Annotated in this window: 27 protein-coding genes and 2 pseudogenes; 16 read left to right on the forward strand and 13 right to left on the reverse strand. The window is 60.0% G+C overall.

Translation table 11 applies throughout. From position 1 onward, the window contains the following. Window positions 1-202 precede the first annotated feature (202 nt). The 3 genes and pseudogenes from HMPREF1287_RS12915 to HMPREF1287_RS12925 all read right to left on the reverse strand — a co-directional run bounded on the left by HMPREF1287_RS12915 (window position 203) and on the right by HMPREF1287_RS12925 (window position 1,487). A complete protein-coding gene (locus HMPREF1287_RS12915; protein ID WP_051138300.1) occupies window positions 203-475 on the reverse strand; it encodes an integrase core domain-containing protein in 273 nt (90 codons plus the stop codon). Continuing rightward, window positions 396-1,109, reverse strand: a complete 714-nt coding sequence (locus tag HMPREF1287_RS12920) for an IS3 family transposase (protein WP_369707494.1) — start codon at window positions 1,107-1,109, stop codon at window positions 396-398. The genes HMPREF1287_RS12915 and HMPREF1287_RS12920 overlap by 80 nt, the downstream gene beginning before the upstream one ends. Window positions 1,110-1,288: 179 nt before the next feature. Beyond that, window positions 1,289-1,487, reverse strand: a pseudogene (locus tag HMPREF1287_RS12925) (hypothetical protein). A gap of 239 nt (window positions 1,488-1,726) precedes the next feature. Here HMPREF1287_RS12925 and HMPREF1287_RS09755 point away from each other — a divergent pair. Both HMPREF1287_RS09755 and HMPREF1287_RS09760 read left to right on the forward strand, forming a co-directional pair. Next, complete coding sequence (locus tag HMPREF1287_RS09755) at window positions 1,727-2,239, forward strand: hypothetical protein (RefSeq protein WP_023016631.1); 513 nt, start codon at window positions 1,727-1,729, stop codon at window positions 2,237-2,239. Between the two features lie 2 nt (window positions 2,240-2,241). Continuing rightward, window positions 2,242-2,568 carry a hypothetical protein gene (locus HMPREF1287_RS09760; RefSeq protein ID WP_023016632.1) on the forward strand — a complete coding sequence of 109 codons (327 nt, stop codon included), beginning with the start codon at window positions 2,242-2,244 and terminating at the stop codon, window positions 2,566-2,568. Window positions 2,569-2,971: 403 nt separating this feature from the next. Here HMPREF1287_RS09760 and HMPREF1287_RS12790 read toward each other — a convergent pair whose 3' ends face one another. Beyond that, the gene (locus HMPREF1287_RS12790) at window positions 2,972-3,097 is read right to left on the reverse strand and encodes a hypothetical protein (RefSeq protein WP_255342443.1); all 126 of its coding nucleotides are present in this window, start codon (window positions 3,095-3,097) and stop codon (window positions 2,972-2,974) included. A 14-nt stretch (window positions 3,098-3,111) separates the two neighbouring features. On the opposite strand from HMPREF1287_RS12790, the pseudogene HMPREF1287_RS12930 reads away from it, so the two are divergent. The 8 genes and pseudogenes from HMPREF1287_RS12930 to HMPREF1287_RS09790 all read left to right on the forward strand — a co-directional run bounded on the left by HMPREF1287_RS12930 (window position 3,112) and on the right by HMPREF1287_RS09790 (window position 7,687). Continuing rightward, window positions 3,112-3,310: pseudogene (locus HMPREF1287_RS12930) on the forward strand (hypothetical protein). Window positions 3,311-3,489: 179 nt separating this feature from the next. Further along, entirely contained in the window at window positions 3,490-4,203 is a 714-nt protein-coding gene (locus HMPREF1287_RS12935; protein WP_369707493.1) for an IS3 family transposase, read from the forward strand. Further along, window positions 4,169-4,396: an integrase core domain-containing protein gene (locus HMPREF1287_RS12940; RefSeq protein WP_198012635.1), complete on the forward strand. Its 228-nt coding sequence runs from the start codon at window positions 4,169-4,171 to the stop codon at window positions 4,394-4,396. Before HMPREF1287_RS12935 ends, HMPREF1287_RS12940 begins: the two co-directional genes overlap by 35 nt. Before the next feature lie 237 nt (window positions 4,397-4,633). Further along, entirely contained in the window at window positions 4,634-4,966 is a 333-nt protein-coding gene (locus tag HMPREF1287_RS09770) for a hypothetical protein (RefSeq protein WP_005276599.1), read from the forward strand. 179 nt (window positions 4,967-5,145) lie between these two features. Beyond that, a complete protein-coding gene (locus HMPREF1287_RS09775) occupies window positions 5,146-6,477 on the forward strand; it encodes a DUF445 domain-containing protein (protein ID WP_005276600.1) in 1,332 nt (443 codons plus the stop codon). Between the two features lie 33 nt (window positions 6,478-6,510). Beyond that, the gene (locus HMPREF1287_RS09780; RefSeq protein ID WP_005276602.1) at window positions 6,511-6,945 is read left to right on the forward strand and encodes a CGLAU_01105 family protein; all 435 of its coding nucleotides are present in this window, start codon (window positions 6,511-6,513) and stop codon (window positions 6,943-6,945) included. Window positions 6,946-6,950: 5 nt separating this feature from the next. Further along, a complete protein-coding gene (locus tag HMPREF1287_RS09785) occupies window positions 6,951-7,241 on the forward strand; it encodes a DUF2516 family protein (RefSeq protein ID WP_005276604.1) in 291 nt (96 codons plus the stop codon). 2 nt (window positions 7,242-7,243) lie between these two features. Next, the gene (locus HMPREF1287_RS09790) at window positions 7,244-7,687 is read left to right on the forward strand and encodes a hypothetical protein (RefSeq protein ID WP_005276605.1); all 444 of its coding nucleotides are present in this window, start codon (window positions 7,244-7,246) and stop codon (window positions 7,685-7,687) included. A 37-nt stretch (window positions 7,688-7,724) separates the two neighbouring features. Here HMPREF1287_RS09790 and HMPREF1287_RS09795 read toward each other — a convergent pair whose 3' ends face one another. The 3 genes from HMPREF1287_RS09795 to HMPREF1287_RS09805 are packed head-to-tail and all read right to left on the reverse strand — an operon-like array spanning window position 7,725 to window position 9,910. Continuing rightward, complete coding sequence (locus HMPREF1287_RS09795; RefSeq protein WP_023016634.1) at window positions 7,725-8,528, reverse strand: DUF2993 domain-containing protein; 804 nt, start codon at window positions 8,526-8,528, stop codon at window positions 7,725-7,727. Between the two features lie 49 nt (window positions 8,529-8,577). Further along, the gene (locus tag HMPREF1287_RS09800; RefSeq protein WP_023016635.1) at window positions 8,578-9,387 is read right to left on the reverse strand and encodes a hypothetical protein; all 810 of its coding nucleotides are present in this window, start codon (window positions 9,385-9,387) and stop codon (window positions 8,578-8,580) included. 31 nt (window positions 9,388-9,418) lie between these two features. Then, window positions 9,419-9,910 carry a DUF2505 domain-containing protein gene (locus HMPREF1287_RS09805; protein ID WP_023016636.1) on the reverse strand — a complete coding sequence of 164 codons (492 nt, stop codon included), beginning with the start codon at window positions 9,908-9,910 and terminating at the stop codon, window positions 9,419-9,421. A gap of 24 nt (window positions 9,911-9,934) precedes the next feature. On the opposite strand from HMPREF1287_RS09805, the gene HMPREF1287_RS09810 reads away from it, so the two are divergent. Beyond that, entirely contained in the window at window positions 9,935-11,056 is a 1,122-nt protein-coding gene (locus tag HMPREF1287_RS09810; protein WP_023016637.1) for a UDP-N-acetylmuramate dehydrogenase, read from the forward strand. A gap of 216 nt (window positions 11,057-11,272) precedes the next feature. Here HMPREF1287_RS09810 and HMPREF1287_RS09815 read toward each other — a convergent pair whose 3' ends face one another. After that, complete coding sequence (locus tag HMPREF1287_RS09815) at window positions 11,273-11,749, reverse strand: S-ribosylhomocysteine lyase (RefSeq protein WP_023016638.1); 477 nt, start codon at window positions 11,747-11,749, stop codon at window positions 11,273-11,275. 70 nt (window positions 11,750-11,819) lie between these two features. Between HMPREF1287_RS09815 and HMPREF1287_RS09820 the strand changes: the two genes are divergently transcribed. Further along, a complete protein-coding gene (locus HMPREF1287_RS09820) occupies window positions 11,820-12,989 on the forward strand; it encodes a YihY/virulence factor BrkB family protein (protein WP_023016639.1) in 1,170 nt (389 codons plus the stop codon). Window positions 12,990-13,055: 66 nt separating this feature from the next. Here the strand turns inward: HMPREF1287_RS09820 and HMPREF1287_RS09825 are convergent, their stop codons facing one another. From HMPREF1287_RS09825 to HMPREF1287_RS09840, 4 genes are all read right to left on the reverse strand, one after another. Further along, on the reverse strand, window positions 13,056-14,573 hold the full coding sequence (locus HMPREF1287_RS09825; protein ID WP_023016640.1) for an AMP-binding protein: 1,518 nt from the start codon (window positions 14,571-14,573) through the stop codon (window positions 13,056-13,058). Window positions 14,574-14,584: 11 nt separating this feature from the next. Next, window positions 14,585-16,294 (reverse strand): long-chain-fatty-acid--CoA ligase, encoded by a 1,710-nt coding sequence (locus HMPREF1287_RS09830; protein ID WP_023016641.1) that lies wholly within the window; start codon window positions 16,292-16,294, stop codon window positions 14,585-14,587. A 70-nt stretch (window positions 16,295-16,364) separates the two neighbouring features. After that, window positions 16,365-16,934, reverse strand: coding sequence for a methylated-DNA--[protein]-cysteine S-methyltransferase (locus HMPREF1287_RS09835; RefSeq protein ID WP_023016642.1), 570 nt, complete (start codon window positions 16,932-16,934; stop codon window positions 16,365-16,367). A gap of 21 nt (window positions 16,935-16,955) precedes the next feature. Beyond that, window positions 16,956-18,674 carry a long-chain-fatty-acid--CoA ligase gene (locus HMPREF1287_RS09840; protein WP_023016643.1) on the reverse strand — a complete coding sequence of 573 codons (1,719 nt, stop codon included), beginning with the start codon at window positions 18,672-18,674 and terminating at the stop codon, window positions 16,956-16,958. 66 nt (window positions 18,675-18,740) lie between these two features. Between HMPREF1287_RS09840 and mshA the strand changes: the two genes are divergently transcribed. From mshA to HMPREF1287_RS09860, 4 genes are all read left to right on the forward strand, one after another. After that, window positions 18,741-20,006: a D-inositol-3-phosphate glycosyltransferase gene (gene mshA, locus HMPREF1287_RS09845; protein WP_023016644.1), complete on the forward strand. Its 1,266-nt coding sequence runs from the start codon at window positions 18,741-18,743 to the stop codon at window positions 20,004-20,006. Window positions 20,007-20,047: 41 nt separating this feature from the next. Next, on the forward strand, window positions 20,048-20,794 hold the full coding sequence (locus HMPREF1287_RS09850) for a phosphoglyceromutase (RefSeq protein WP_005276632.1): 747 nt from the start codon (window positions 20,048-20,050) through the stop codon (window positions 20,792-20,794). Between the two features lie 68 nt (window positions 20,795-20,862). Continuing rightward, window positions 20,863-22,125, forward strand: a complete 1,263-nt coding sequence (locus tag HMPREF1287_RS09855; RefSeq protein WP_369707497.1) for a sensor histidine kinase — start codon at window positions 20,863-20,865, stop codon at window positions 22,123-22,125. Next, a complete protein-coding gene (locus HMPREF1287_RS09860; RefSeq protein ID WP_023016646.1) occupies window positions 22,122-22,832 on the forward strand; it encodes a response regulator transcription factor in 711 nt (236 codons plus the stop codon). Before HMPREF1287_RS09855 ends, HMPREF1287_RS09860 begins: the two co-directional genes overlap by 4 nt. On the opposite strand, the gene HMPREF1287_RS09865 is transcribed toward HMPREF1287_RS09860, so the two are convergent. Next, on the reverse strand, window positions 22,829-23,728 hold the full coding sequence (locus HMPREF1287_RS09865) for a hypothetical protein (RefSeq protein ID WP_023016647.1): 900 nt from the start codon (window positions 23,726-23,728) through the stop codon (window positions 22,829-22,831). The two genes, HMPREF1287_RS09860 and HMPREF1287_RS09865, sit on opposite strands and share 4 nt — an antisense overlap. Window positions 23,729-23,734: the final 6 nt, after the last annotated feature.

The following is a 23,734-nucleotide window of genomic DNA, read 5'->3' on the forward strand; positions in this document are numbered from 1 at the left end:
TAGCAGGTCGCTTGTGTCAGGCAATGCGCCGGCGCATTGCCTGACCAGTATGAGCAACAGAGCGCGCTCAAAACGTTAGGGCGCGCACGCGCAAAAGAGAGCAGTCCCTTTTCGTAGTCACCTATGCTCCTCAGCCCACCGGGGTATGCACACAGCGCTCATACACTAAAAGAGTCACACTGAAGTGCCCCGAGTTTTGTTCCTAGGCATTTGCCTTGTTTTCCATTATTGCCTGTGGCGGGTTTTTCTTCCAAAATTCGGTTTCCACCTCGGCCGGGGTTCGGTATCCCAGGCTTTGGTGGAGCCTTACCTCGTTCCACCATGACACCCACTCGAATGTCGCAATTTCTACCTCTACAACGTCATTCCACCTGCGAGTATGGATTAGCTCGTTCTTATGAGGGGCCGTTAACGTTTTCAGCCAGAGCATTGTCGTAGGAGTCACCGACAGTCCCAGTGGAAGCGGCAATGCCATGCTGGGAAAGGCGCTGGTTGTAGACAACGCTGACGTACTGCGACCCGTGATCTGAATGGTGAATGAGACCTGTTGTTTCCTCAGCACTCACAATCGCTTGGTTGAGTGCTTGCAGCGGCAAAGCTTCGGTCCGCATCGAATCTGACAGCGCCCACCCGACGATCCGCCGGGAGTAGACGTCGGTGACAAACGCGGTGTAGACGAATCCTTTTCGTGTCCGTACATAGGTAATGTCGGCCACCCACAGCTTGTTCGGGCCCCGGGCTTTGAATTCACGCTCGACCAAGTCCGGGCGCAAATCAGGCACGTTAGCTTTTCGGGTTGTGATTGGTGATCCGCCTTTGCCTTTGCCAGAAACGCCAGCCAGGCGCATCAGCCGGGTAGCGTGTTCACGACCGATATCGATTCCGTCACGGTAAAGCGCATGCCACATTTTCCGCACACCGTAGACACCATAATTATCCCGATGAACAGCACTAATGCGTTCAACCAACGCAGCATCACGAAGTCGACGAGCACTTAACCCGCGAGCCTTGGACTGGCGATACCCACGCGAGGTGATAAACCCACCAGCCCGGTTATTTTTCAACGTCTTGCAGATGAACTCGGGCAGTGAAACGATTCCGGTTTTCATCGATGAACCGGATCATTTCTTAACGTTTCGGGTCGAGTTCCGACGCGAAAAAAGCCGAGGCAGCCTTCAACAACTCATTAGTATCGCGTAGCTCTTGATTTTCACGACGTAGCCTCGCGTTTTCGGCAGCCACATCTTCAGGCACAGGTTCTGGGGTTCTTCCTGCACGGCGAGCAGGCTTAAGTCCATTGACGAGCTGTGTGCCATGAAACCCCCAGCTTTGGAGCTACTGCCTGGCACGCGGGGTGCATCGACATATTTTCCGCCAAGATGCGGTCCTCCACGAGACGGACCACACGGTCCTTCGCATCCTGGTCAAATTTTCTCGGCATGTTCCAGATTTTCCCATCTACTCAAACGGAACAAAACCTGGGACACTTCAAGTCAACATTTCAGAGTTTATGCACAATTAACGTTCTCGTAACCTCTTTGTCTATAGGGTGATTTCCTAATTAATATGCGGTGAGCTATCGAGGGTGTTGTAAACATATGGTTAATTTTCACTCCTTTCGCTTGACCGCTTGAACGTTTGATGAATAAATAAAAAAGTCTCTAATTTCACATATCGATAGGGTGACGAATTTAGTCACTCACGTACCAGGAAAGGGTTTTATAAAATGTCCGTTAAGAAAATCTTTGCCTCTATCGCGCTTGCGCTGGCGACGAGTGGAGGGCTAGCCACTGCCGCTCAAGCCGAAGCCGCAACTGGCAATCATGCACAACAAGAGACGAAAAAAGATGCTTTGACGTTTGACTCAAAGGACGGACGCAGATCATTTGATGCAATGGACGGCGTAGGGCTTAAGCCTCACCTGCAAAGCGGAGATAAAGTAACACTCTCCGGGGCAACCGTAAATGTACATAATAAACACGGCGATCTAGTCGCTTCAGTAGATGCAGAACTACCTAAAGACATGAAGCTTTTCCAAGATAAGGACGGGACCATCGTCCCCGTGTCATCTTCGGGGATTGCTGAAAGGGCCTGCACCAACAATAAATGGGTCAAGTGGGGTGTAGGGGCAGCAGTTGAAGGCCTTGTATGCATTCCCGCTTCAGCGGGAACCGCTGGAGCCGCAGGAATCCCTTGCACCATTGCGGCGGGGGCAGCAGCAACTGCAGTAGGATGCTAAGCATGGCTAATCTCACCTCATTTGCTCTCGACGGCAGAGTGAAAACATCCTTCGGGAATAACATGCGCCCCATCACACTCGCTCTCCTTATGGCAGGGATTTTCACGTCTGCTAACGTTTTCATAACATGGAGCAATCCCGTTCCTTGGTGGGCTCACCTTTTAACATTTCTATTGTTCACAGCCCTCATGCTGGGGAGCGTAAAGACAGCAGCTAAGGAAGTGTCCCCTTCAGTTTATGAACTTCCATACGATAAGAGGTTGATTACTTTTTCTATAATAATGGCAGTCATTGCCATTATTGGTATTGTCATTTACACCTTGTCTTAAAGCATGCCATATGCATACTCGTTTTTATTTCTCCTGGAGCGGCGTCGACCCCATAAGTAAACGCATCAATTTCCTGATGTGATCTAAGAACGGCAATTACCACTTAAGTGAGTCAGGAGTACGTCAGCCGCAGAAGCGGAGGACGCTCCTGATTGGGTACCCTTCATCTACAAATGTGCCCAAATATATTGGTTTCAAGACAGTACTAATAATCAAGGTAAGCGCCGAAAAAGTGCGTCCATGGCCGATGTCACCACCCGCGCTGACTTCCCACACGGTCAAGGCGGAAAGACTAAACGGGTAAGAACCTTTAAAGGTTCTTACCCGTTTAGTCTTTTATCGTGTCTCAGAACTCTTATTTAGGAAAGCGCATTACACCTGTTGAACAGGAACTTCTTTGTGCCTAAACAATAGAAGCAATTTGAGCTGCAAAGACACTCATTTTAATATCCGCACCTGTCTGCTCGCGGAACTCTTCAGACGCCTCAGACCAATTCCCTTGTTTAGCAAGAGCTACTACATTTTTCATTCGCTCTTGGTGAAGTGTCCCAGGTTTTGTTCCGTTTGAGTAGATGGGAAAATCTGGAACATGCCGAGAAAATTTGACCAGGATGCGAAGGACCGTGTGGTCCGTCTCGTGGAGGACCGCATCTTGGCGGAAAATATGTCGATGCACCCCGCGTGCCAGGCAGTAGCTCCAAAGCTGGGGGTTTCATGGCACACAGCTCGTCAATGGACTTAAGCCTGCTCGCCGTGCAGGAAGAACCCCAGAACCTGTGCCTGAAGATGTGGCTGCCGAAAACGCGAGGCTACGTCGTGAAAATCAAGAGCTACGCGATACTAATGAGTTGTTGAAGGCTGCCTCGGCTTTTTTCGCGTCGGAACTCGACCCGAAACGTTAAGAAATGATCCGGTTCATCGATGAAAACCGGAATCGTTTCACTGCCCGAGTTCATCTGCAAGACGTTGAAAAATAACCGGGCTGGTGGGTTTATCACCTCGCGTGGGTATCGCCAGTCCAAGGCTCGCGGGTTAAGTGCTCGTCGCCTTCGTGATACTGTTCTGGTTGAACGCATTAGTGCTGTTCATCGGGATAATTACGGTGTCTACGGTGTGCGGAAAATGTGGCATGCGCTTTACCGTGAAGGAATCGATATCGGTCGTGAACACGCTACCCGGCTGATGCGCCTGGCTGGCGTTTCTGGCAAAGGCAAAGGCGGATCACCGATTACAACCCGAAAAGCTAACGTGCCTGATTTGCGCCCGGACTTGGTCGAGCGTGAATTCAAAGCCCGGGGCCCGAACAAGCTGTGGGTGGCCGACATTACCTATGTACGGACACGAAAAGGATTCGTCTACACCGCGTTTGTCACCGACGTCTACTCCCGGCGGATCGTCGGGTGGGCGCTGTCAGATTCGATGCGGACCGAAGCTTTGCCGCTGCAAGCACTCAACCAAGCGATTGTGAGTGCTGAGGAAACAACAGGTCTCATTCACCATTCAGATCACGGGTCGCAGTACGTCAGCGTTGTCTACAACCAGCGACTTACCCGGCACGGCATTACAGCTTCCACCGGAAGTGTTGGTGACTCCTATGATAATGCTCTGGCTGAAAACGTTAACGGCCCCTCATAAGAACGAGCTAGTCCATACCCGCAGGTGGGATGACGTTGTAGAGGTAGAAATCGCGACGTTCGAGTGGGTGTCATGGTGGAACGAGGTAAGGCTCCACCAAAGCTTGGGATACCGAACCCCGGTCGAGGTGGAAACCGAGTTTTGGAAGCAGAACTTGCCACAGGCAATAATGGAAAACAAGGCAAATGCCTAGGAACAAAACTCGGGGCACTTCAGTGTCTCGCTTGATGGTTCCTCATCATTCCCCTGGACTACGGGTTCAAGACGGTGATAATGCCCATGGCGGAGCATCGGTCTCCGATCAGCCTGGAGGTCTGGTCCTATAAAACTCATTCTTCCTTCACTCTTGGTATAGTTTTTCGTAGGGATTGAAGGCCGACAGAAATCACAGCCACCCTCGATTCGAATGTACAAAGATACGTGAGTGACTATGTTAAAAGGAATCACCTACGCATCGCTGGGTATGTTAGCGGTCTCCTCCTCCCTGTGGGCCATGTACATGCAAGACAATGCATTTGTGATTATGAGCCTGCTTTTTGGACCAGTGGTCACTATATGGCAGATTCATCTCTATAAGGTGACGATTCCAAGCGCCGTTAATTTTATTGCGATAACCACTGGGATTGTGTCGGCTTTAGGTTTTGCAGTCCGGGATGATTTTTCAAATTTAACTAAAGCATTCTTAAGCTTTGGCACTGCTGGCGCATTGATCGCCTATGTTGGTTTCGCCGTTGTAGTGATTATTAATTCTCGCCTGAAGTGAAGGCCGTGGGAAGTTTTCAGCTCCTCAATCCCCACCTTTACCCAGCTGCCTAAAGGCTTAGGGGCGATACAAATCCTAATCAAACGATTTTAGCCAAGCCAGCTTTCTTGCCCCTTTGCAATGCCAACTAGTGTTATAGAGCGAAGCTCGAATGCACCTACGAACTCCAAGGAGAATTCATGACGCACCGCTCGGACGCAGAGCTCGATACGGCGAGGGAGCCGGCATCGTCAGGCACCGGTGTGCCGCAGGCCGGCAATCAGGAGGCGCGCCGGGCGGACCTGCGGCGGTGGAAAGCGATTGCGCTGTCGCTGCTTTTGCTGGCGGCGGTGATCTTTTTGGGGTGCTCGTGGTGGCAGGCATCGGAAAGCGGAGCGCCGGTGTGGGTGGGCTACGTGCGTGCGGCGGCGGAGGCTGGCATGGTCGGTGGCCTGGCGGACTGGTTTGCGGTGACTGCACTCTTCCGCCGGCCGATGGGCTTGCCTATCCCGCATACCGCGCTGATTCCAAATAATAAGGACCGCGTGGGCGATGCGTTGAAGGACTTTGTGGAGGAGAATTTCCTGACCGCGGATGCGCTGAGCGCTAAGGTGCGGGATGCGGAGCTGCCGCTGTGGTTGGCGCGCCAGGGGGCAGAACCCGGCAAGGCGGAGGAAGTCTCCGAATGGATTGGTCAGCGCGCCGCCAGCGTGGTGGAGGACCTCGACCCGGCTGAGGCGGAGCAGTTCATCCGCACCCAGGTCATGGACCGCCTGGCGGAGCCGGAGTGGGGGCCGCCATTGGGCCGGTTGCTGGAGGGCTATATCGCGGACGGCAAGGCGCGCCCGCTGGAGGATGACCTCATTGACTGGGCGCACAAGAAGATTCTTGGCATGGAATCGACGGTGGTCACGGCCATCGATGAGCGCATGCCCGGGTGGGCGCCGCGCTTTGCTCGCGAGATGGTGGGGGACAAGGTCTATAACGAGCTCGTCGAGTTCGCTGATGAGGTTCGCCGCGATGGCAACCACGAGGCCCGCCTGGCCATTCGCCGCAACTTGTCCAAGCTGGCTGCGGACTTGCAGTGGGATGCGGATATGCGCGAGCGCATCGACAGCATCAAACAGGAGATGCTCGCCTCTGATCAGGTCCAGCAGGCGCCGGCAGCGATGTGGCGCACGATTTCCACTACGCTAATTGATCAGTTCAATGACCCGGAATCCTTCCTGCGGCAAAAGATGACGGCCAAGGTGAAGGAATTGGCGCACCGTTTGCTCGAGGATTCCGAGTTCCTAGCCCAAGCCAATGACCTCGTGGACAAGGCCGCGCGCTACGCGGTGGAGAAATTCGCCCCGGAGATCATCGCGATCATCCCGGAGACCATTAAGCGTTGGGATGCGCAGGAAGCCTCCCAGAATATCGAGCTGATGGTGGGGAAGGATCTGCAATTTATTCGCCTTAACGGCACGATCGTCGGCTCTCTGGCAGGCTTGGCCATATATGCTGTTAATCATCTCATTTTCGGCGCCTAATGCGCCGGAATAATTCATCACACGGAGGTTTTCATGACTGAGAAGAAGAAGCTTTTTGATTCCCTGAAGGAAGCTGGCGCGTCCGCGCTGAATACCGCCAAGGACTTCGGTGGCCGCCTGCAGGAAGAGCGCGAGAACCAGGGTGCGCAGGGGGCGGGCGCACAGGACCCACAGGGCGATAAGGACGGCATGCTGGATAAGGCCACCACTACCGCCAAGCAGTGGGGCGCGTCCATCAAGAAGGCCGCGGAAGAAACCCGCGACTCGGAGGCTTTCTCTGAGGCGAAGGACAAGTTCGCGGATGCGTACCAGGAAACCCGCGAGGGCGTGAAGGACGCGTATGGCTATGCCCAGGAGCGCGTGAACGAGAAGAAGAACGCGCCCAAGAACGGTAATTCCGCTGCGGCGGACAAGGACGATAATATTATCGATGGCGAAGTTATCGATACCGACGAACCCACGAATTAATCTGCATGTACGTTTTACTTGACATTGCCTATAAGTTTCCCATCTACTTCTTCCAGGCCCTGACCATTGCTGCCATCATCGGTGCTGTCCTCGCGGCATCTACGCGCGAGGACGCGTTTCGGGCCGGCGACCGCAAGGGGAAATGGGTATGGGTAGGCCTGCTTGCGGGCTCGGCGGTGGCGATGGCTACCGGCCTGCAATTTTTGGCGTGGATTGGCACGGTCATCACCGGCATCTACTGGTTTGACGTGCGCCCGCAGCTCAAGGCCATCATCAACGGCGACTACAGCTACTAAGCATGAAAAATCTCCTGCACGCTTCCGCCGCCGAGGTTAGGGAGCAGGCCACGGGGCAGCATGTTTTGGTCTCGCCGCACCACGTGACGGTGGCGGCTGCAGCAGAGCCGGCGGGCATTACCGCCGTGGCGGGCTATCCCACCGGCCGGCACCACACGCTCATCAAGGCCTCTGAGGCCCGCCTGGCCATCCAGTCCGGCGCGGACGAGGTCTGGGTCAGCGTGGACGCCACGCTTGCCGATGCCACCCCCATCCTCTCCGAGCTCGTAGCCATCCGCGAGGCTTGCCCGGACCCGGCCCGCGTGGGCCTCATCCTGCCGGAGGCGGAACCGGCACGGTCCCTCGCGGAAACCGCTGCCGCCCAGGCCGGTTTTCACAAGATTGTCATAGGAAAAGGCAGCGAGCTGTCCAGCTCGCTGCCCGTCGTAGAATTTCCCGCCGCCTAAGTCGCGCCCTAGGCCGCCACTCCCTAGGTCGGCGCTGTTAGGCGGCCTTCTTCTGCTCGCCGCTCTCGGCGGAGAAGTGGTCCATATCGTTCATCGGGACATCGGTGCCGGTGATGGTCAGCGTGAGCTTGCCATCGCCCACGTCCACGGATTCGACCTGCATGTCATTGGCAACGAGCTGCTCAGACATGCCGTCCTGCAAGGCATCAGAAATGGCGCTGGTGGCTTGCTCTGGCAGGGAGAGGCCAAAGATGGCGGCCTCGGTGGCATTGATCTCCAGCTTGCCGTCACGGGCGGTGGGCTTGAGCGAAAGGCTGGCCAAGCCGCCGCCGAATTTCACCTCCAGCTCGTCGCTTTGGTCATTCGCGGTGATTTCAGTGACCACCATATTTCCAATGGTTTCGCTGCCGGATTGGTCTGAGATTCCTTTTTGGAAGCTGGCCAGCAGATAGTCATCCGGAACGGTAGTGGTGGCGCGGAGGAAGCCGGCTACTGGGTTATCGGTATCCGTCGACATGTCTTCCACGTGGATTTCGGAGGCGGGTTGCCCCTTGATCTGCGATCCTTCGATCTGCAGGGTCGACGGCGTGGTCATATCCATTTGGGAAATCGAGCCGCGCATAAGCCCAAAGAGGAGGGGGCTGCCGCCAAAGCTTACCGAGGGATCCTCCGTGACCTCGATGCCTTCTTCTTTGGCGCTATTTTTAAACTCCTCGGTCATCTGATTACCAATGAACCAGCGCAGGCCAAACTCGGCGATGAGGATTAAAACAAGCAGCGCTACGAGGACGCCTACGACAATTTTCCACGCGAGCGATCCGCCCGATTTCTTTGCAGCCATGACTACCAGTGTGGCGCATGAGGCGGCCGGTGGCAATGTGTGCTGGATATTAGCGGGGCGCGATGCTCTCCCAGCTCACAGTGAGCGTATTATCGCGCAGCCGGCGGCGGGGAGGGTGGAGGTTGAAGGGGGCATCGGCAAGCAGGGCCTGCGCCATGCGCCACCGCACCCGCGGGCCGTGCGGGGCCCACCCGGCGGCGCGATCCCAAGCCCTATCGGCGGCCTGCAGGAGCTCGTGGATGGGCTCGCCGGGCACGTTGCGGTGGATGAGCACCTTGGGCAGGCGCTCGGCCACATCAGAGGGGCGGGCCACGTCGAAAGGATCCCATGCGAGCGTCAGCGTCTTCGGGCCATGCTGATCGAGCAGGATCCACGCCGCGCGTCGCCCCAGCTCATCGCAGGTGCCCTCCACAAAGAACCCGCCAGGTGCCAAGCGCGAGCACACCGTCTGCCAGGCCTCCGCAACCTGGTCCACGTCGTATTGGCGCAGGACATTAAAGGCGCGCACCACCTGCGGCCGGTAGCCCGCGAGCTCAAATCCGCCCAGCTCAAAGCGCACGCCATCGCGCGGCGGCAGCACCCTGTCCGGGTGGATTTCCAGCCCGCGCACATCCACGCGGGGATTGATGCGGCGCAGCCACCGCGCCCACTCCACGGTGGTGGTATGCGAGGCACCGTAACCCACGTCGAGCGCGAGCGGGGTGCGCACGTGGCGCAGCAGGGCCGAGATTTCCGGGTGCGCCATCATCCACCTATCGCAGCGCCTGAGCCGGTTGTAGTTGGTGGTGCCGCGGGTAATAACGCCAAAAGGCCGACCCGCTGCTGCGCTGGCGCGCAGGTTATGAGCGTGGTAGGCCATGGGAATCGGTGGATGCTAAGGCTGGGATGCCTTAGAGGTTTTCAGAAATCCACTGTTCGGTCAGCTTGCCCTCGTTATCAAAGAGCTCTGCGAGGGATTCGCCCACCTTCGGCTCGATGGCTGCGCCCATCATCGGGATCTTGACGGAGATCTCGTTGGTGTAGGTCAGCTTGGTCATCTCGCCCTCGCCGGCCAGGGAAATCTCGCCCTTGAAGTCCACCGGGGTGCCCTTGACGTCAGCGGTGTAATTGACGTCAGCGGCCTGGCCGTTGAGCTCGCCCACGGTGACCACGCGCTTGACCTTGAGGTCCTGCGAGACCATGGCGCGCACAGCCTCTGGCAAGAGGTTGGTCGGCAGGACCTCGTAGAGAGTTGCTACGTTATCGGAGAAATCGTGAACCTGGCCTGCCTCCGGGGAAAGATTTTCCACGATGTACTCCCAGTACCCCTGGGTAAGCAGCGCCTTGTGAACCATGTCGATAGGCTGATTGATGGTTACGGTGTTTTCACTACGAGTTGACATGCTTAACAGACTACCTTGGTATACGTGCTTGATAAATTTTTGACGCAACAACTCACAGCAATCGAAGGCGTAGACGTGGATCCCACGGCGAGCTTTGCCGATCTCACCACCTTGCGCGTGGGGGGAAAGCCACAGGTCACGTTGCGTTGTTCGCTGCCCGAAGCAGCGGTTGCGGCACTGCGGTACCTCGCGAAAGAAAAAGTTCCTTTCATCGTGGTCGGCGGCGGCTCCAACCTGCTGGTTTCTGATGGCGAGGTAGACGTAGTCGCCGTTGTCCTGGACTTTGCCGCGGTGGACATGGATACCCAGACCGGTCTCGTGCGCGCCCAAGCCGGCGCGGTATGGGACGAAGTCGTGGCGGAATCCGTGGCGCAGTCCCTGGGCGGAATCGAGTGCCTGTCCGGCATCCCCGGCACGGTGGGCGCGGTGCCCGTGCAAAACGTGGGCGCCTATGGCGCCGAGATTTCTGAGGTCTTGACCCGCGTGCGCTTGTATAACCTGCGCACTGATGCCGATGAGTGGGTTCCCGTCTCCGATCTCGATCTTGCCTACCGCTACTCCAACCTGAAATTTACCGGCCGCGCGGTGGTACTCGAGGTCGAATTGCAATTGACCACGGACGGGCTCTCTCGCCCCCTGCGCTTTGGGCAGCTTACCGATAACCCCGGCGAGCGCCGCCCCGTCGCCCAAGTCCGCGAGGAGGTCCTCGCCCTGCGCCGCGGCAAGGGCATGGTGCTCGATGCCGCCGACCACGACACCTGGTCCGCCGGCTCCTTCTTCACCAACCCCGTGGTCGAATCCAGCGTCGCCGACGCCATCCAGGACAAGGTGCGCGCCACGCTTGGCGATGCCCCCGCCGACCGCATGCCCCGCCACCCCGTCGCCGCACAGGGCGATACCTCCCCGCATGAGAAGCTCTCGGCCGCTTGGCTTATCGATAACGCCGGCTTTACAAAGGGCTACCCCGGCTCCGGCCCGGCAACGCTATCCACCAAGCACACCCTGGCGCTGACCAATCGCGGAAACGCGACCGCCGCCAATATCGTCGCCCTGGCCCGCACGATCCGCGATGGCGTCCGCGAGGCCTTTGGCGTTGAGCTCGTGCCCGAGCCCGTGTGGCTGGGCGTATCCATGGACGAGGATTAGGCCGCACCTCTCGCCGCGATGGGGCCTCAGCCACTAGGTTCGCGCCGGGTTTTAGGCCCCGCGAACATAAAAACGTCCAAAACAACCGCGTTCTTCTAAAATTCGTCCTCATTTTTGGCGAAACGCGGTTGTTTTGGACGTAATCGTTGCTTGCGGGCAGCGCGGGCGGCTCAAAAGCCGCCCCAGCGCAATGCTCTGCGCTACGGCCGGCGCATCTTAGGCAGCCATGACCTCGAGCCACTCCGGCTTGGCGTCCAAGAACTTGCGGGCCGCATCTTGCGCGCCCTTCAGGCTGTGGTGCGCGCCCCAACCGCACTGCTCTTCGTTGGCGGCGGGAACCTCGGTGGCGGAAAGGATATCGTTCAGCGCACCCTCAACGGCGCGCAGCAATTCATCCTGCTCCATACCGTTGGTGATGGCGTAGAAGCCGGTGCGGCAGCCCATAGGAGCAAAGCCGATGAGCTTATCGGTGTAGTTGCGCATAAAGTTGGCCATCATGTGCTCCACGGAGTGCAGCGCCTCCGTGTCCAGGTGTTCCTTATTGGGCTGGCAGAAGCGCAGGTCGTACTTGATAATCTCCACGCCGCCGCCCAAATCGGTGCGGTCAGCCACGCGGATATAAGGCGCGCTGACGAGGCGGTGGTCGAGCTCGAAGGACTTGACGTTAATCTTTTCTTGGTTCTGTTCAGTCATACTCCCCAGCCTAATCGCTGCGAGTGTCACTTCACAGAATAGATTCTTAGGCCGCATACGCTGCGTAACTATGAGTGCCTTGGACGATGCCCCCGCAACCGGCAGCAAGCAAGCCCGGAAGCAGACTGCCCAACAGCAAAAGATCGTGCCAAGCACCGTTACCACCCTGGTCACCGTGGAAAGCCCCGCCGCCGATGTCGATCCGTGGGCGCGCGGCAACCGCCTGCGCAAGGACAGCTGGGGCCTGGTAATGCGACGCGTGTGGGCTGATTTCTTCCACGATGCCTTAATGGACCGCGCCGCCGCGATGACCTACTTCACCCTCATGGCCTTCGCGCCCACTGTCCTAGCGGCATATTCTATTGCCACGCTGGTCTTTTCTTCGCGCCGGGGCGAAGTGGAGGCGTTGACCACGCAGTTCATCGAAACGTACGTGCCCCGTTCCATGGCGGAAGAGGCCGGAAATATCGTCAGCTCCATTATCGGTTCCACGCGGGAGGGCACGTTTGCGCTGGTGGTCTCCGTCCTGATTTCACTCTTCGCCGCCTCGGCGTATGTGCGTGCCTTCTCACGCACCGCCAATACTGTCTACGGCCGGGTGGAGGGACGCGGCACCATCCGCACATGGGCGTTGATGTGGGCCATTACCGTGGTCCTCGTCATCGGCGCGGTGGTGGTCCTGTGTGCCAATTTATTGCGCGATACCGTCGTGGACAGCGTCATCGAGCCCGTAGCACTCCGCCTAGGGCTGCATGGAACCGTGGACTTTTTCGGTGGCATTTTTATGCCGGTGTGGAATTGGCTGCGCTTTCCCATAACTGTCGTGGTGGCGCTGGCGCTTATTGCCGTGTGGTACCACTTTGCGCCGAACGTTCGGCCCAGCCGTTTTCGCTGGATCACCTTGGGCTCGGTGGTAGCGCTAGTGACGAACCTGGTGGTGTGGGGCGCATTTTCCCTCTACATCAAGTACCTGGCCGGGGTGAGCATTTACGGGGCATTCGGAACGGTCATGGCGGTATTTATGACCGTCTGGCTGTCCAATACGATGCTGATTTTGGGCATCAAGATCGATGCGGAGGTCCTGCGTGCCAAGGAGCTGCAACTTGGTTTGCATGCTGAGCGCTATATTCAAGCCCCGCCGCGCTCCGAATTCGCGGCGCAGCAGCAGGTGCGCGCGAAGAAGAAACTAGAAGAGCGCTCGGGGCGCATCTTTGCCTATGCCGCCCGCGGCGGGCAGTAGCCCCTCATCGGGGAGTAGCCCTGCACCGGGACGTAGCCCGCGCCGGGACACCACCGCTGCCGAGGATTAACGGGAGGACACTTCCGCTACCAAGATGTCCTGCACCTGGCGGCGGCGCAGCTTGCCTAGCTGATCGGTGGGCAATTCTTCTTGCACCACGAAATGGCGCGGGACCTTATAGCGGGCCAAGAGGCCGCGGCAGTGCTCGCGCAGCGCTTCCGCGTCGAAGGTGGCGCCGGGGTGGAGCACCAGGCAGGCGGCGACGTCCTCGGAACCATCGGCGCGCGGGACGCCGGCCACCGCGGCTTGGCTTATCGCAGGATGGCTTAACAGGGCGTGTTCCACCTCGCTGGGAAAGACGTTAAACCCGCCGGTGATGATGACCTCTTTAATTCGGCCGACCAGCCGGAAATGGCCATCGGCCTCGCGCACCCCCATATCGCCGGTGCGCAGCCACTCGCCGTGGAATGCCTCCCGCGTGGCGGCGGGATTATCGAGGTAGCCCGCAAAAACCTGGGGCCCACGGGCAAGGATCTCACCGGGCGTGCCATCGGGTTGGCTGCGGTCTAGGTCGGCGGGATCCCCGATGCGCAATTCGGTATCGGCAAGCGGCTTGCCGATGGTCCCCACGCGCCGACCTTCACCAAGCGGGTTAATGGTCAGCACGGGGGAGGCCTCCGTGAGCCCGTAGCCCTCGACGAGCATGCCGCCGGTGCGGTCTTGCCAAGGCTCGATGATGCGCGCCGGCAGCGATGCAGCCCCGGAAATGGCGTAGCGCACCCCGCCCAGGTCCGCTGCTGCTTCGCCGGCCTGCTCGTACATGGCTCGCTCATAAATGGTGGGCACACCCGGCATCCAGGTCGGCCGGCGCTGTGCCAAGGCGCCGACCACGGCCGCGGGGCGCGGGGCGGGCAGCAGGATGATCTCGGCGGCGCAGCGCACGGCGAGCAAGACGCTCATGGTCAATCCGTAAGAGTGGAACATCGGCAGCGTGGCAAGGAAGCGCTCGTGGCCCGGGCGCAGATCGGCTTGGGCTTCCAATTGGATGCAGTTCGCGGCCAGGTTGCCGTGCGTGAGCACCACGCCCTTGGGCTGGCCGGTGGTGCCGGAGGTGTAGAGGATAAGGGCGGCATCGGCAAGCGCGGCCTGGCGGTGGGGAACTGGGGTGCCGGAGAGGGGAAGGGGCGCCTCCAAAGACACGGGGATCACCGTGCTGGCCAGGCCATCGACCACGGCGGCAACCTGATCCCACACCAAGGCGATGCGGGCGCCGTGGTGGGCAAAGAGCGGGGCCAGCTCGTGGGCGGTGTACTGAGGGTTATGTTCGACTACGACCGCGCCCAGGCGCAGCACCGCGAAAAAGGCAATGAGGTGCTGCGGGGAGTTGGGCAAGACCAGCGCTACCCGGTCACCGGGGCGGATTCCCATCTCCCGCAGGGCGCCGGCGGCAGCGGCGATGCGGGTATCCAGCTCCGCGTAGCTCAGGGTCTCGCCGCCGAAAAAGGTGGCGGGACGGTGGGGGAAGTTGGCTACGGCGGTGGCGAGGAAATCCGTCAGCGTGGCGTCGTATTCGAGGTCTGACATGGTGGTTAATACTAAGCCTTCTGTGAGAGGAGATCGAGCAGATCCTGTTGCACCATGCGTCGGCGGATCTTGCCCAGCTGGTCCGAAGCCAGCTCCTCAAAGTGGTAGAACGTGCGGGGGACCTTGTAACGGGTCAAGCGCTCACGGCAGAAGGACTTGAGGCCGTCTGGGTCCAGGACGGCGCCATCGCGCAGGATGACACAGGCGACGACGTCTTCGGAGCCATCCTTGCGCGGGCGGCCCACCACGGCGACCTCCTTGACGTCTGGGTGCTTGCGCACCACTTCTTCTACCTCGGCCGGGTAGACGTTAAAGCCGCCGGTGATGATGATTTCCTTGATGCGGCTGACCAGGCGAACCCAGCCTTCCTCATCCATGATGGCCATATCGCCGGTGCGGAACCAGCCATTGTGGAAGGACTCCGCGGTGGCCTTTTCATTATTGAAGTAGCCCTGGAAAATCTGCGGCCCGCGAGCCAGCATCTCGCCCGGCTCGCCGTCCGGCTGAGTCTCATCGAGGTTATCCGGGTTGCCAATGCGCACCTCAACATCGGGGAAGGGCAGGCCCACATAGCCCGGGCGGCGGTTGCCGTTCATGGGGTTGCCAATGAGCACGGGCGAGGTCTCCGTCATGCCAAAGCCCTCTACGAGGCGCCCGCCGGTCATGGATTCCCAGCGCTCCATCACGTCAACCGGCAGGGTGGCGGCGCCGGAGAAGGCGTTGCTGATGCCGGCGAGATCCACGCCCTTGTCCTCGGCGGCGTCCATGATCTTCTCGTACAGCGTGGGCACGCCCGGCAGCCAGGTGGGGGTGTGCTTCTTAATGATGTCCATGATGAGCGGCATCTGCGGGGACGGAACCAAGATGAGCTCGGCGCCGAAGTAGATGCTGAGTACGCACAGCGTGGTCATGCCGTAGGCGTGGAAGAGCGGCAAGGCGGCGAGGAAGCGCTGGTCGGTGGCATCCATATTCGTCAGCCAGGCCTCGCCCTGCACGCAGTTGGCGATGAGGTTGCCGTGCGAGAGCAGCGCACCCTTGGGCTTGCCGGTGGTGCCGGAGGTATAGAGGATGAGCGCGATATCGTCCTGCGTGACCTTGGCAATCTCTAGATCCTTGCCGTCGCCGCCGATGGCAGAGCCGATCAGCGTGGACCAGGCCACGGTATTTGGGGCCGCGCCGGTCAGCTGCTCACGCTTAGCGGCCAGCGGCGGCAGGGGAATCCGGAGTGCGAGGCGCTTTAAGGGCGGCATTGCGTCGATCATGTTGACGGAGACGATGGTCTCCAACGGGGTGGTGGCGCGCAGCTTATTCAGCGTCTGCGCCGTTTTATCCCAGGCGATGACCACGCGCGCGCCGTGGTCCTGGAACAGCCCCTCGAGCTCGTGGGCGGTGTAGAGGGGGTTGTGCTCCACTGCGGTGGCTCCCAGTAGCTGGATGGCATAAAACGCCACCACGTGTTGGGGGCAGTTGGGCATGACGATGGCGACCCTATCGCCAGGCCGGATGCCAAAGGCCTTAAGGCCCGCGGCGGCTGCGCGCACCTGTGCGTCTAATTCCGCGTAGTTCTGCGTATTGCCAAAGAAGTAGGTAGCGGACTTATTCGCATTGATGCGGAGGTTATTGACGTAGTAGTCAACGATGGTTTTATCGCCATAATCAAGCGTGGTGGGGGTCCAGTCACTGTAGTGCTTAATCCAGGCCCGGGATTCGTATGCGGACACGCGCTACCCTTTCGTTTGGTAAAGAAAAATATTACAAAGGGCGAGTATACCCAGAACGTGAGGAAATCCTCTAGTTTTCTTCGAGTGCCAGCAAAAAACGCTTGATATCCAGGCCTCCGGCATAGCCGCCAAGCGATCCATCGCTGCGCAGCACGCGGTGGCAGGGCCGAATAATCGGCAGGGGATTGGCGCCGCAGGCGGTGCCGACCGCCCGGGTAGCAGCGGGGCGCCCCACGGCGGCGGCGAGCTCGCCATAGCTTGAGACCTCGCCGTAGCCAATGGTGTCGAGCTGCGCGTGTATTTGGGCGCGAAATTCCGTCGTTGGCGCCGGGTTGAGCGGCAGGTCAAACTCGCGGCGGCGCCTAGCGAAATACTCCGCGAGCTGCTCCTGCGCCGCATCTAGGATGTCTGCACCGCGCTTGTCGATGCCCCCATTCACCCCGCCGCTTACCTCGCCGCGAACCTTAATGGTTTCGCGGTGTCCCTTGCTTTCCTCGTTGCGGTCTCTACTTACCTCGCCGCGAACCTTACTGGTTTCGCGGCGACCCAACTGGATCGCGACGAAGTCGACACGGGACAGTCCGTCTGCGTCTGCGGTGAGCAGCAGTGGGCCGATGGGGGTATCGATGGTGCGCAGCATGGTGGTTGAACTCTAGGTGTTTTAGGAGTTCTTCTCTGCTTCGAGGCGGTTGATGAGGTCTTCTTGTACCTCACGGCGGCGGATCTTGCCCATTTGGTCCTTGGCCAGTTCCTCAAAGTGGTAGAAGGTGCGCGGGACCTTGTAGCGGGTCAGGCGCTCGCGGCAGTAGTCCTTGAGGCCTTCGGGGTCGAGCGCGGCGCCATCGGCAAGATCGAGGCAGGCAACGACGTCTTCGGAGCCGTCCTCGCGCGGGCGGCCCACCACGGCGGCGTCGTCAACGCTGGGGTGCTCGCGCAGGATTTCTTCGACCTCACCTGGGTAGACGTTGAAGCCGCCGGTGATGATGATTTCCTTGATGCGGCTGACCAGGCGGATGAAGCCGTCTTCTTCCATGATGCCCATATCACCGGTGCGGAACCAGTCACCGTGGAAGGCGGCATCGGTGGCTTCTTGATTGTTGAGGTAGCCCTTGAAAATCTGCGGGCCGCGGGCCAGCACCTCGCCCTCAACGCCGTCTGGCTGGGTTTCATCCAGGTTATCGGGATTGGCGATGCGCACCTCGGTATCTGGGAAAGGAATGCCCACGTAGCCGGGGCGGCGGTCGGTGCTCATGGGGTTGCCCACGATAATCGGCGAGCACTCGGTAAGGCCGTAGCCTTCCACGAGCAGGCCGCCGGTGGCGTGCTCCCACTTATTGACGGTCTCAGAAGGCAGGGTGGATGCACCGGAGAAGGCCGCGCGCACGCCCTTGATGGGAACCTCTTGTTCCTCGGCTGCCTTGACGATGCGCTCGTACAAGGTAGGAACGCCCGGGACCCAGGTCGGGGTGTGCTTCCTCATCAACTGCATGATGAGCGGGATCTGCGGCACGGGGAGAATGACCAATTCGCCGCCGATGAGCTGGGCCAAGGTGACGTTCATGGTCAGGCCGTACGCGTGGAAGAAGGGTAGGGCGGCGAGCATGCGCTCTGGTTTATCGCCCAAGCCCGGAACCCAGGCCTTGCCCTGGAGCAGGTTGGATACGAGGTTGCCGTGCGAAAGCATCGCGCCCTTGGGTGCGCCGGTCGTACCGGAGGTGTACATCACCAGCGCGACGGTGTCCTTATCAATGTCTTCCGGCGTCTTAATATCGCTGCCGTTGCCACCGATGGCATCGCCAATCAGCGCCTCCCACGGCACGGTATTCGGCGCTGGGGCGGAAAGCTGCTCGCGCTTGGCCTTGAGCGGGGGAAGCGGCAGGCGCAGCGCGGCGCGCTGCAGGGTGGGCATGGCGTTGATCATGTTGATGGACACGACCGTTTCCAGGTTGGTGGTAGCCCGCAGCTTCTCCAGGGTGGGCGCGGCCTTGTCCCAGGCGATGGCGATGCGCGCGCCGTGATCCTGGAAAAGTCCCTCCAGCTCGTGGGCGGTATAGAGCGGATTGTGCAGCACAACCTGGGCACCGAGCTTCAAGATGGCATAAAAGGCCGCGATGTACTGCGGGCTATTGGGGGCAACGATGGCTACGCGGTCACCGGGGCGCACGCCGAAGGCCTTAAGGCCTGCTGCGGCGGCGCGCACTTGGCGGTCCAGCTCGGAATAGTTTTGGGTGCGTCCAAAGAAATACGTGGCTGACTTATCGCCATTGACCTCGAGGTTGTTGTCATACAGGTCCAACAGGGTGGTGGTGCCATAGTCGAGGCTATGCGGCGTCCACTCCGGGTAATACTGGAGCCATGCCTTTGATTCGTAAGCGGACAATGCGTGACCTTTCGGTAGCGTAGGTTGTTGGCAGGGGCCAGTATAGCGCCGCTAAGATGGGACAACATGCGCATCGCCATGATTTCTATGCATACCTCCCCCATTGAGCAGCCTGGCTCCGGGGATGCCGGCGGAATGAACGTCTACGTTTTAAATATTGCCTGCCAATTAGCCCAGCTTGGCGTGGAGGTGGACGTCTATACCCGCGCGACCCGCCCCAGCCACAAAGAAATCGTGGACGTGGCCCCCAACCTGCGGGTGATCAACATCGTGGCAGGCCCCTTTGAGGGGCTAGAAAAGGAAGATTTGCCCACCCAGCTCGCGGCCTTTTCCGGTGGCGTGGTGCAATTTGCCAAGTGGCAGGGCAAAAAATATGACCTTATTCATTCCCACTACTGGCTGTCCGGCCAAGTGGGGTGGCTGCTGCGCGATCTTTGGGGCATCCCCCTCGTCCACACCGCCCACACGTTGGCCGCGGTGAAAAACGCTTACCGCACCGCCGAGGACACCGTGGAATCAGAGGCGCGGCGCATCTGCGAGCAGCAATTGGTGGATAATGCAGACCTCCTCGTGGTCAATACCGATCAGGAAGCCCGCGACTTGGCGGAGCACTACGATGCCGAGCGCGACATCATCCGCGTGGTCTCCCCGGGTGCCGACGTGGGCCTTTTCACCCCTGGCACCGACCGCAATACGGAGCGCTCCCGCCGCGAGCTGGGCATACCACTGCATACCAAGGTCATCGCCTTTGTAGGGCGCCTGCAAAAGTTCAAGGGACCGGAGGTTCTCATCCGCACTGCCGCCGAGCTCTGCCACCGCGAGCCCACCCGCGATTTCCGGGTACTCATCTGCGGCGGGCCATCGGGAGCCAATGCTTCGCCGGAGGCGTATAGGGAATTGGCGCGGGAGTTGGGCGTGCAAAAGCGCGTGCGCTTTTTAGGACCCCGCCCGCCCGAGGAGCTGGTGGGAGTGTACCGCGCCGCGGATATCGTGGCGGTGCCCAGCTACAACGAATCCTTTGGCCTGGTGGCGCTCGAGGCACAGGCCTCTGGCACGCCGGTCGTCGCCGCGGCCGTGGGTGGGCTGCCCATCGCCGTCGTCGATGGTGAGACCGGGTTGCTGGTGCCGTCCCACGATCCGAAGGAGTGGGCGGATTCCTTGACCCAGCTGCTGGACGATGACCCCCGGCGCATCGCCATGGGCGAGGCCGCCGTCGCGCATGCCGCGCGCTTTAGCTGGACCAACACGGCTCGCGAGCTGACGGAGATTTATGCCGAAGCCCAGCAGATTCCGGTGCCTGACTGCCACCAACGCCGCGCGATGGGAGACTAGCCTCACTGACGCGCCGGGCGGTTTCGTGGCATGCTGGAGGCATGACTAACGGAAAACTGATTCTTCTTCGCCACGGCCAATCCACCTGGAATGAATCCAACCAATTTACCGGTTGGGTCGATGTTGATCTGACAGAAAAGGGTGAGGCAGAGGCCAAGCGCGGCGGCGAGCTGCTCGCGCAAGAGGGCATCCTGCCCAACGTGCTGTACACCTCCTTGCTGCGCCGCGCCATCCGCACCGCCAATATCGCGCTGGATGCGGCCGACCGCCACTGGATCCCGGTCATCCGTGACTGGCGCCTCAACGAGCGCCACTACGGTGCGCTGCAGGGCCTGAACAAGGCCGAGACCAAGGAAGAGTACGGCGAGGACCAGTTCATGGCATGGCGCCGGTCCTATGACACGCGCCCGCCCGAGCTTGCCGATGACGCCGAGTACTCCCAGGCCAACGACCCCCGCTACGCGGATTTGGACAAGGTCCCACAGACGGAGTGCCTGAAGGACGTTGTCGAGCGCTTCGTGCCCTACTTCGAGGAAGAGATCCTGCCACGCGCCAAGAAGGGTGAATCCGTCATGATCGCAGCGCACGGCAACTCCCTGCGCGCGTTGGTTAAGCACCTCGATGGCATTTCCGATGATGACATCGCCGGGCTGAATATCCCGACCGGCATCCCGCTGGTGTACGAGATTGCGGAGGATGGCTCCGTGGTCAACGAGGGCGGCACCTACCTGGATCCAGAGGCCGCCGAGGCCGGGGCCGCTGCCGTCGCCGCGCAGGGTGGCAAGTAACCCACTGCTGCATATAAGTCCCCGGGGAGGTGCTCCCTGGGGACTTTCTAATGGTTAGGCTTAATGGCGTGGAATTAATTTTTGTCTTTCTCGCGGGCGTGGTTGCCTGCGCGGTGGTGCTGCCGTTAATTTCGCGGGTGCGCGAGCGCATGGCACGCCGCCAGCGCGCGAGCGATGCCCAGGCAAACCAGGTCACCACCGTGAGCCAAGGCCTCCACCTCGCGGTCCAGGGCTCGCCCACGGCGCTGACGGTGCTCGATAGGAACCAGGAAATCATCCTGTCCAACCCCGCGGCGCACGAGATGTCCGTGGTCCACGATCGCGCCGTGAACCCGGAGATCTGGAAGACCGCTGAGCAGGTCTTTGAGGATAAGGAAACCCGCACCGTGGACTTGGCCATCCCCAAGCGCCGCACCGGGCACCGCGTCACGCAGGTCAAGGCCGTCATCAAGCCGCTGACGCTGAACGATGGCCGCTTCATCATCATCTACGGCACCGATGAGAGCGAAAACGTGCGCATGGAATCAGCGCGCCGTGACTTCGTGGCCAACGTCTCCCACGAGCTGAAAACCCCGGTGGGCGGCATCGCGCTGCTTGCCGAGGCCCTGCTTCAAGACCCCGAGGACCCGGAGCACGTGAAGTACTTCGGTACCAAGGTGCAAAAAGAGGCCAACCGCATGGCGGATATGGTCAGCGAGCTGATTTCCCTGTCCAAGCTGCAGGGCGCCGAGGCGCTGCCGGAGATGGAACCGCTCTTTGTAGACGATCTCATTGACGAGGCGATTTCGCGCAACCAGCTCGCCGCAGACGCGCGCTCCATTAGGTTGACCCAAGGGCCGTCCGTAGGCGTGCAGGTCATGGGCGACCGGTCCCTCTTGGTAACCGCGCTGTCCAATCTTATTTCCAACGCGATCAATTATTCGCCAGAGGAATTGCCGGTCTCCGTCTCACAGAAGGTAGTGGGGGATGATGTCGTGCTGATCCGGGTGACGGACCGCGGCATCGGCATCCCGCCGGAGCATCAAAAGCGCGTCTTCGAGCGCTTTTTCCGCGTTGACCAAGCCCGGTCGCGGCAGACGGGAGGCACTGGCCTAGGATTAGCAATTGTCAAACACGTGGTGGCCAACCACGGGGGCAATATCAAGCTGTGGTCGCGGCCTGGCACGGGCTCTACTTTTACCATCGAGTTGCCCATATATAAGGAAGAGAAGCCAGCGCACGACGCTGACTTGCAGGATAATGAAGACAGGGATTCCGTCGATGCGGCGGCTCCTGGGCTCCAGCGTGCGGTAGCACGCGTTGCAGCACGTCGAAAGGATAAAGCACAATGACCACCATTCTCATCGTGGAAGATGAAGAGTCGCTGGCCGATCCGCTGGCATTCTTACTCCGCAAGGAAGGCTTTGAGCCGATTATCGCCCTCGATGGACCATCCGCGCTGGAGAAATTCGCCGATAATGACATCGACATCGTGCTGCTTGACCTCATGCTGCCCGGCATGTCCGGCACCGACGTGTGCAAGCAGCTGCGCGCCACCTCCTCCGTGCCGGTCATTATGGTCACCGCGCGCGATGCGGAAATCGATAAGGTCGTGGGCCTAGAGCTGGGTGCGGACGATTACGTCACCAAACCGTATTCCTCCCGCGAGCTCATCGCCCGCATCCGCGCCGTGCTGCGCCGCGGCAACGATCAGTCTTCCCACGCCGACGCCGCGGAGGGCACCGAGGTAGAAGACGAGCAGATCTTATCCGGCGGCCGCGTGAAGATGGATGTGGAACGCCACATCGTCACCGTGGCGGGCGAGCCGGTAGCGATGCCGCTCAAGGAGTTTGACCTGCTGGAATACCTCCTGCGCAACGCCGGGCGCGTGCTGACCCGCGGCCAGCTCATCGATCGCATCTGGGGTGCGGATTACGTGGGCGATACCAAGACGCTCGACGTGCACATCAAGCGCTTGCGCACCAAGATTGAGGAGCACCCCTCCCGCCCGAAGCACCTGGTGACGGTGCGCGGGCTGGGCTATAAATTCGAGCTCTAGTACCAGCCGGCCTTGATGCTGGCTGGGTGCTGGGTTAGCTGCACGCCGTGCTCGGCGGCTTCAGCGCGGGCACGGCATTGTTGCGCCAAAATATCGTAGCTTTCGCGCCCCATGAGCGCGACGAGCTCGTCCTCGTGCGATTGCCACATCGGCAGCGGGTTGGCGTGGCAGGCGCCATCGGTAGAGCAGTACCAATCAAAGTCTTCGCCGCCATTGCCCCAACCGCGGCGGTCATATTCGCCGATGGTGGTGCGCAAAATCTCCTGCCCATCGGGGCGCTCTTCATAATCCTCATAGCGCCGCAGCGGCAATTGCCAGCACACCTCCGGCTTGACCACGGTCAGCTCCTCGCCACTATCGACGGCCCATTGGTGCAGCGCGCAGCCGGTGCCCGTTTCCCAGCCGGCGCGGTTGGCAAAGATGCAGGCGCCATCCACGATGGGCGTTTTCAGCGCCGGTTCCGGTTCGCCGTCCTCGCCGTCGAGCTCGTCCCATTCCAACCACGGCTCTAGCTCATCGGTGTTTTCTTGCGCCAGGAACTCATCTACCCCCGCTGGGCGCAGCTGCCAGTAGCGCGCGGGCATGCGGGAGACGGCATCGTAAAGCTGATCGCGGTCTTGTTCATCGGCCATATATGCACCGTGCACGCAGCAGCCCACATCGGGCTGGTTCTTATCGATGCCCCTGCACGCCGACGTGCCAAATTGGCAGCTGTAGTGCGATTCCACCCACGTGAGATCGATGGAAAAGACGTGGTAAGGGTCGTTTGGGTTGGTAAATTCGAACCACTCCCGCGGAAAATCTGGGGCCTCTTCGCGCCCGGCTTTAATCGATGCCGCCGCTGGCGAGCTCGCGGGAAAACCTAGGTAAACGGTGTCAGATTTTGGGCGATTCACACCTAA

The sequence above is a fragment of the Corynebacterium sp. KPL1986 genome (assembly GCF_000477975.1).
GTDB lineage: Bacteria > Actinomycetota > Actinomycetes > Mycobacteriales > Mycobacteriaceae > Corynebacterium > Corynebacterium accolens.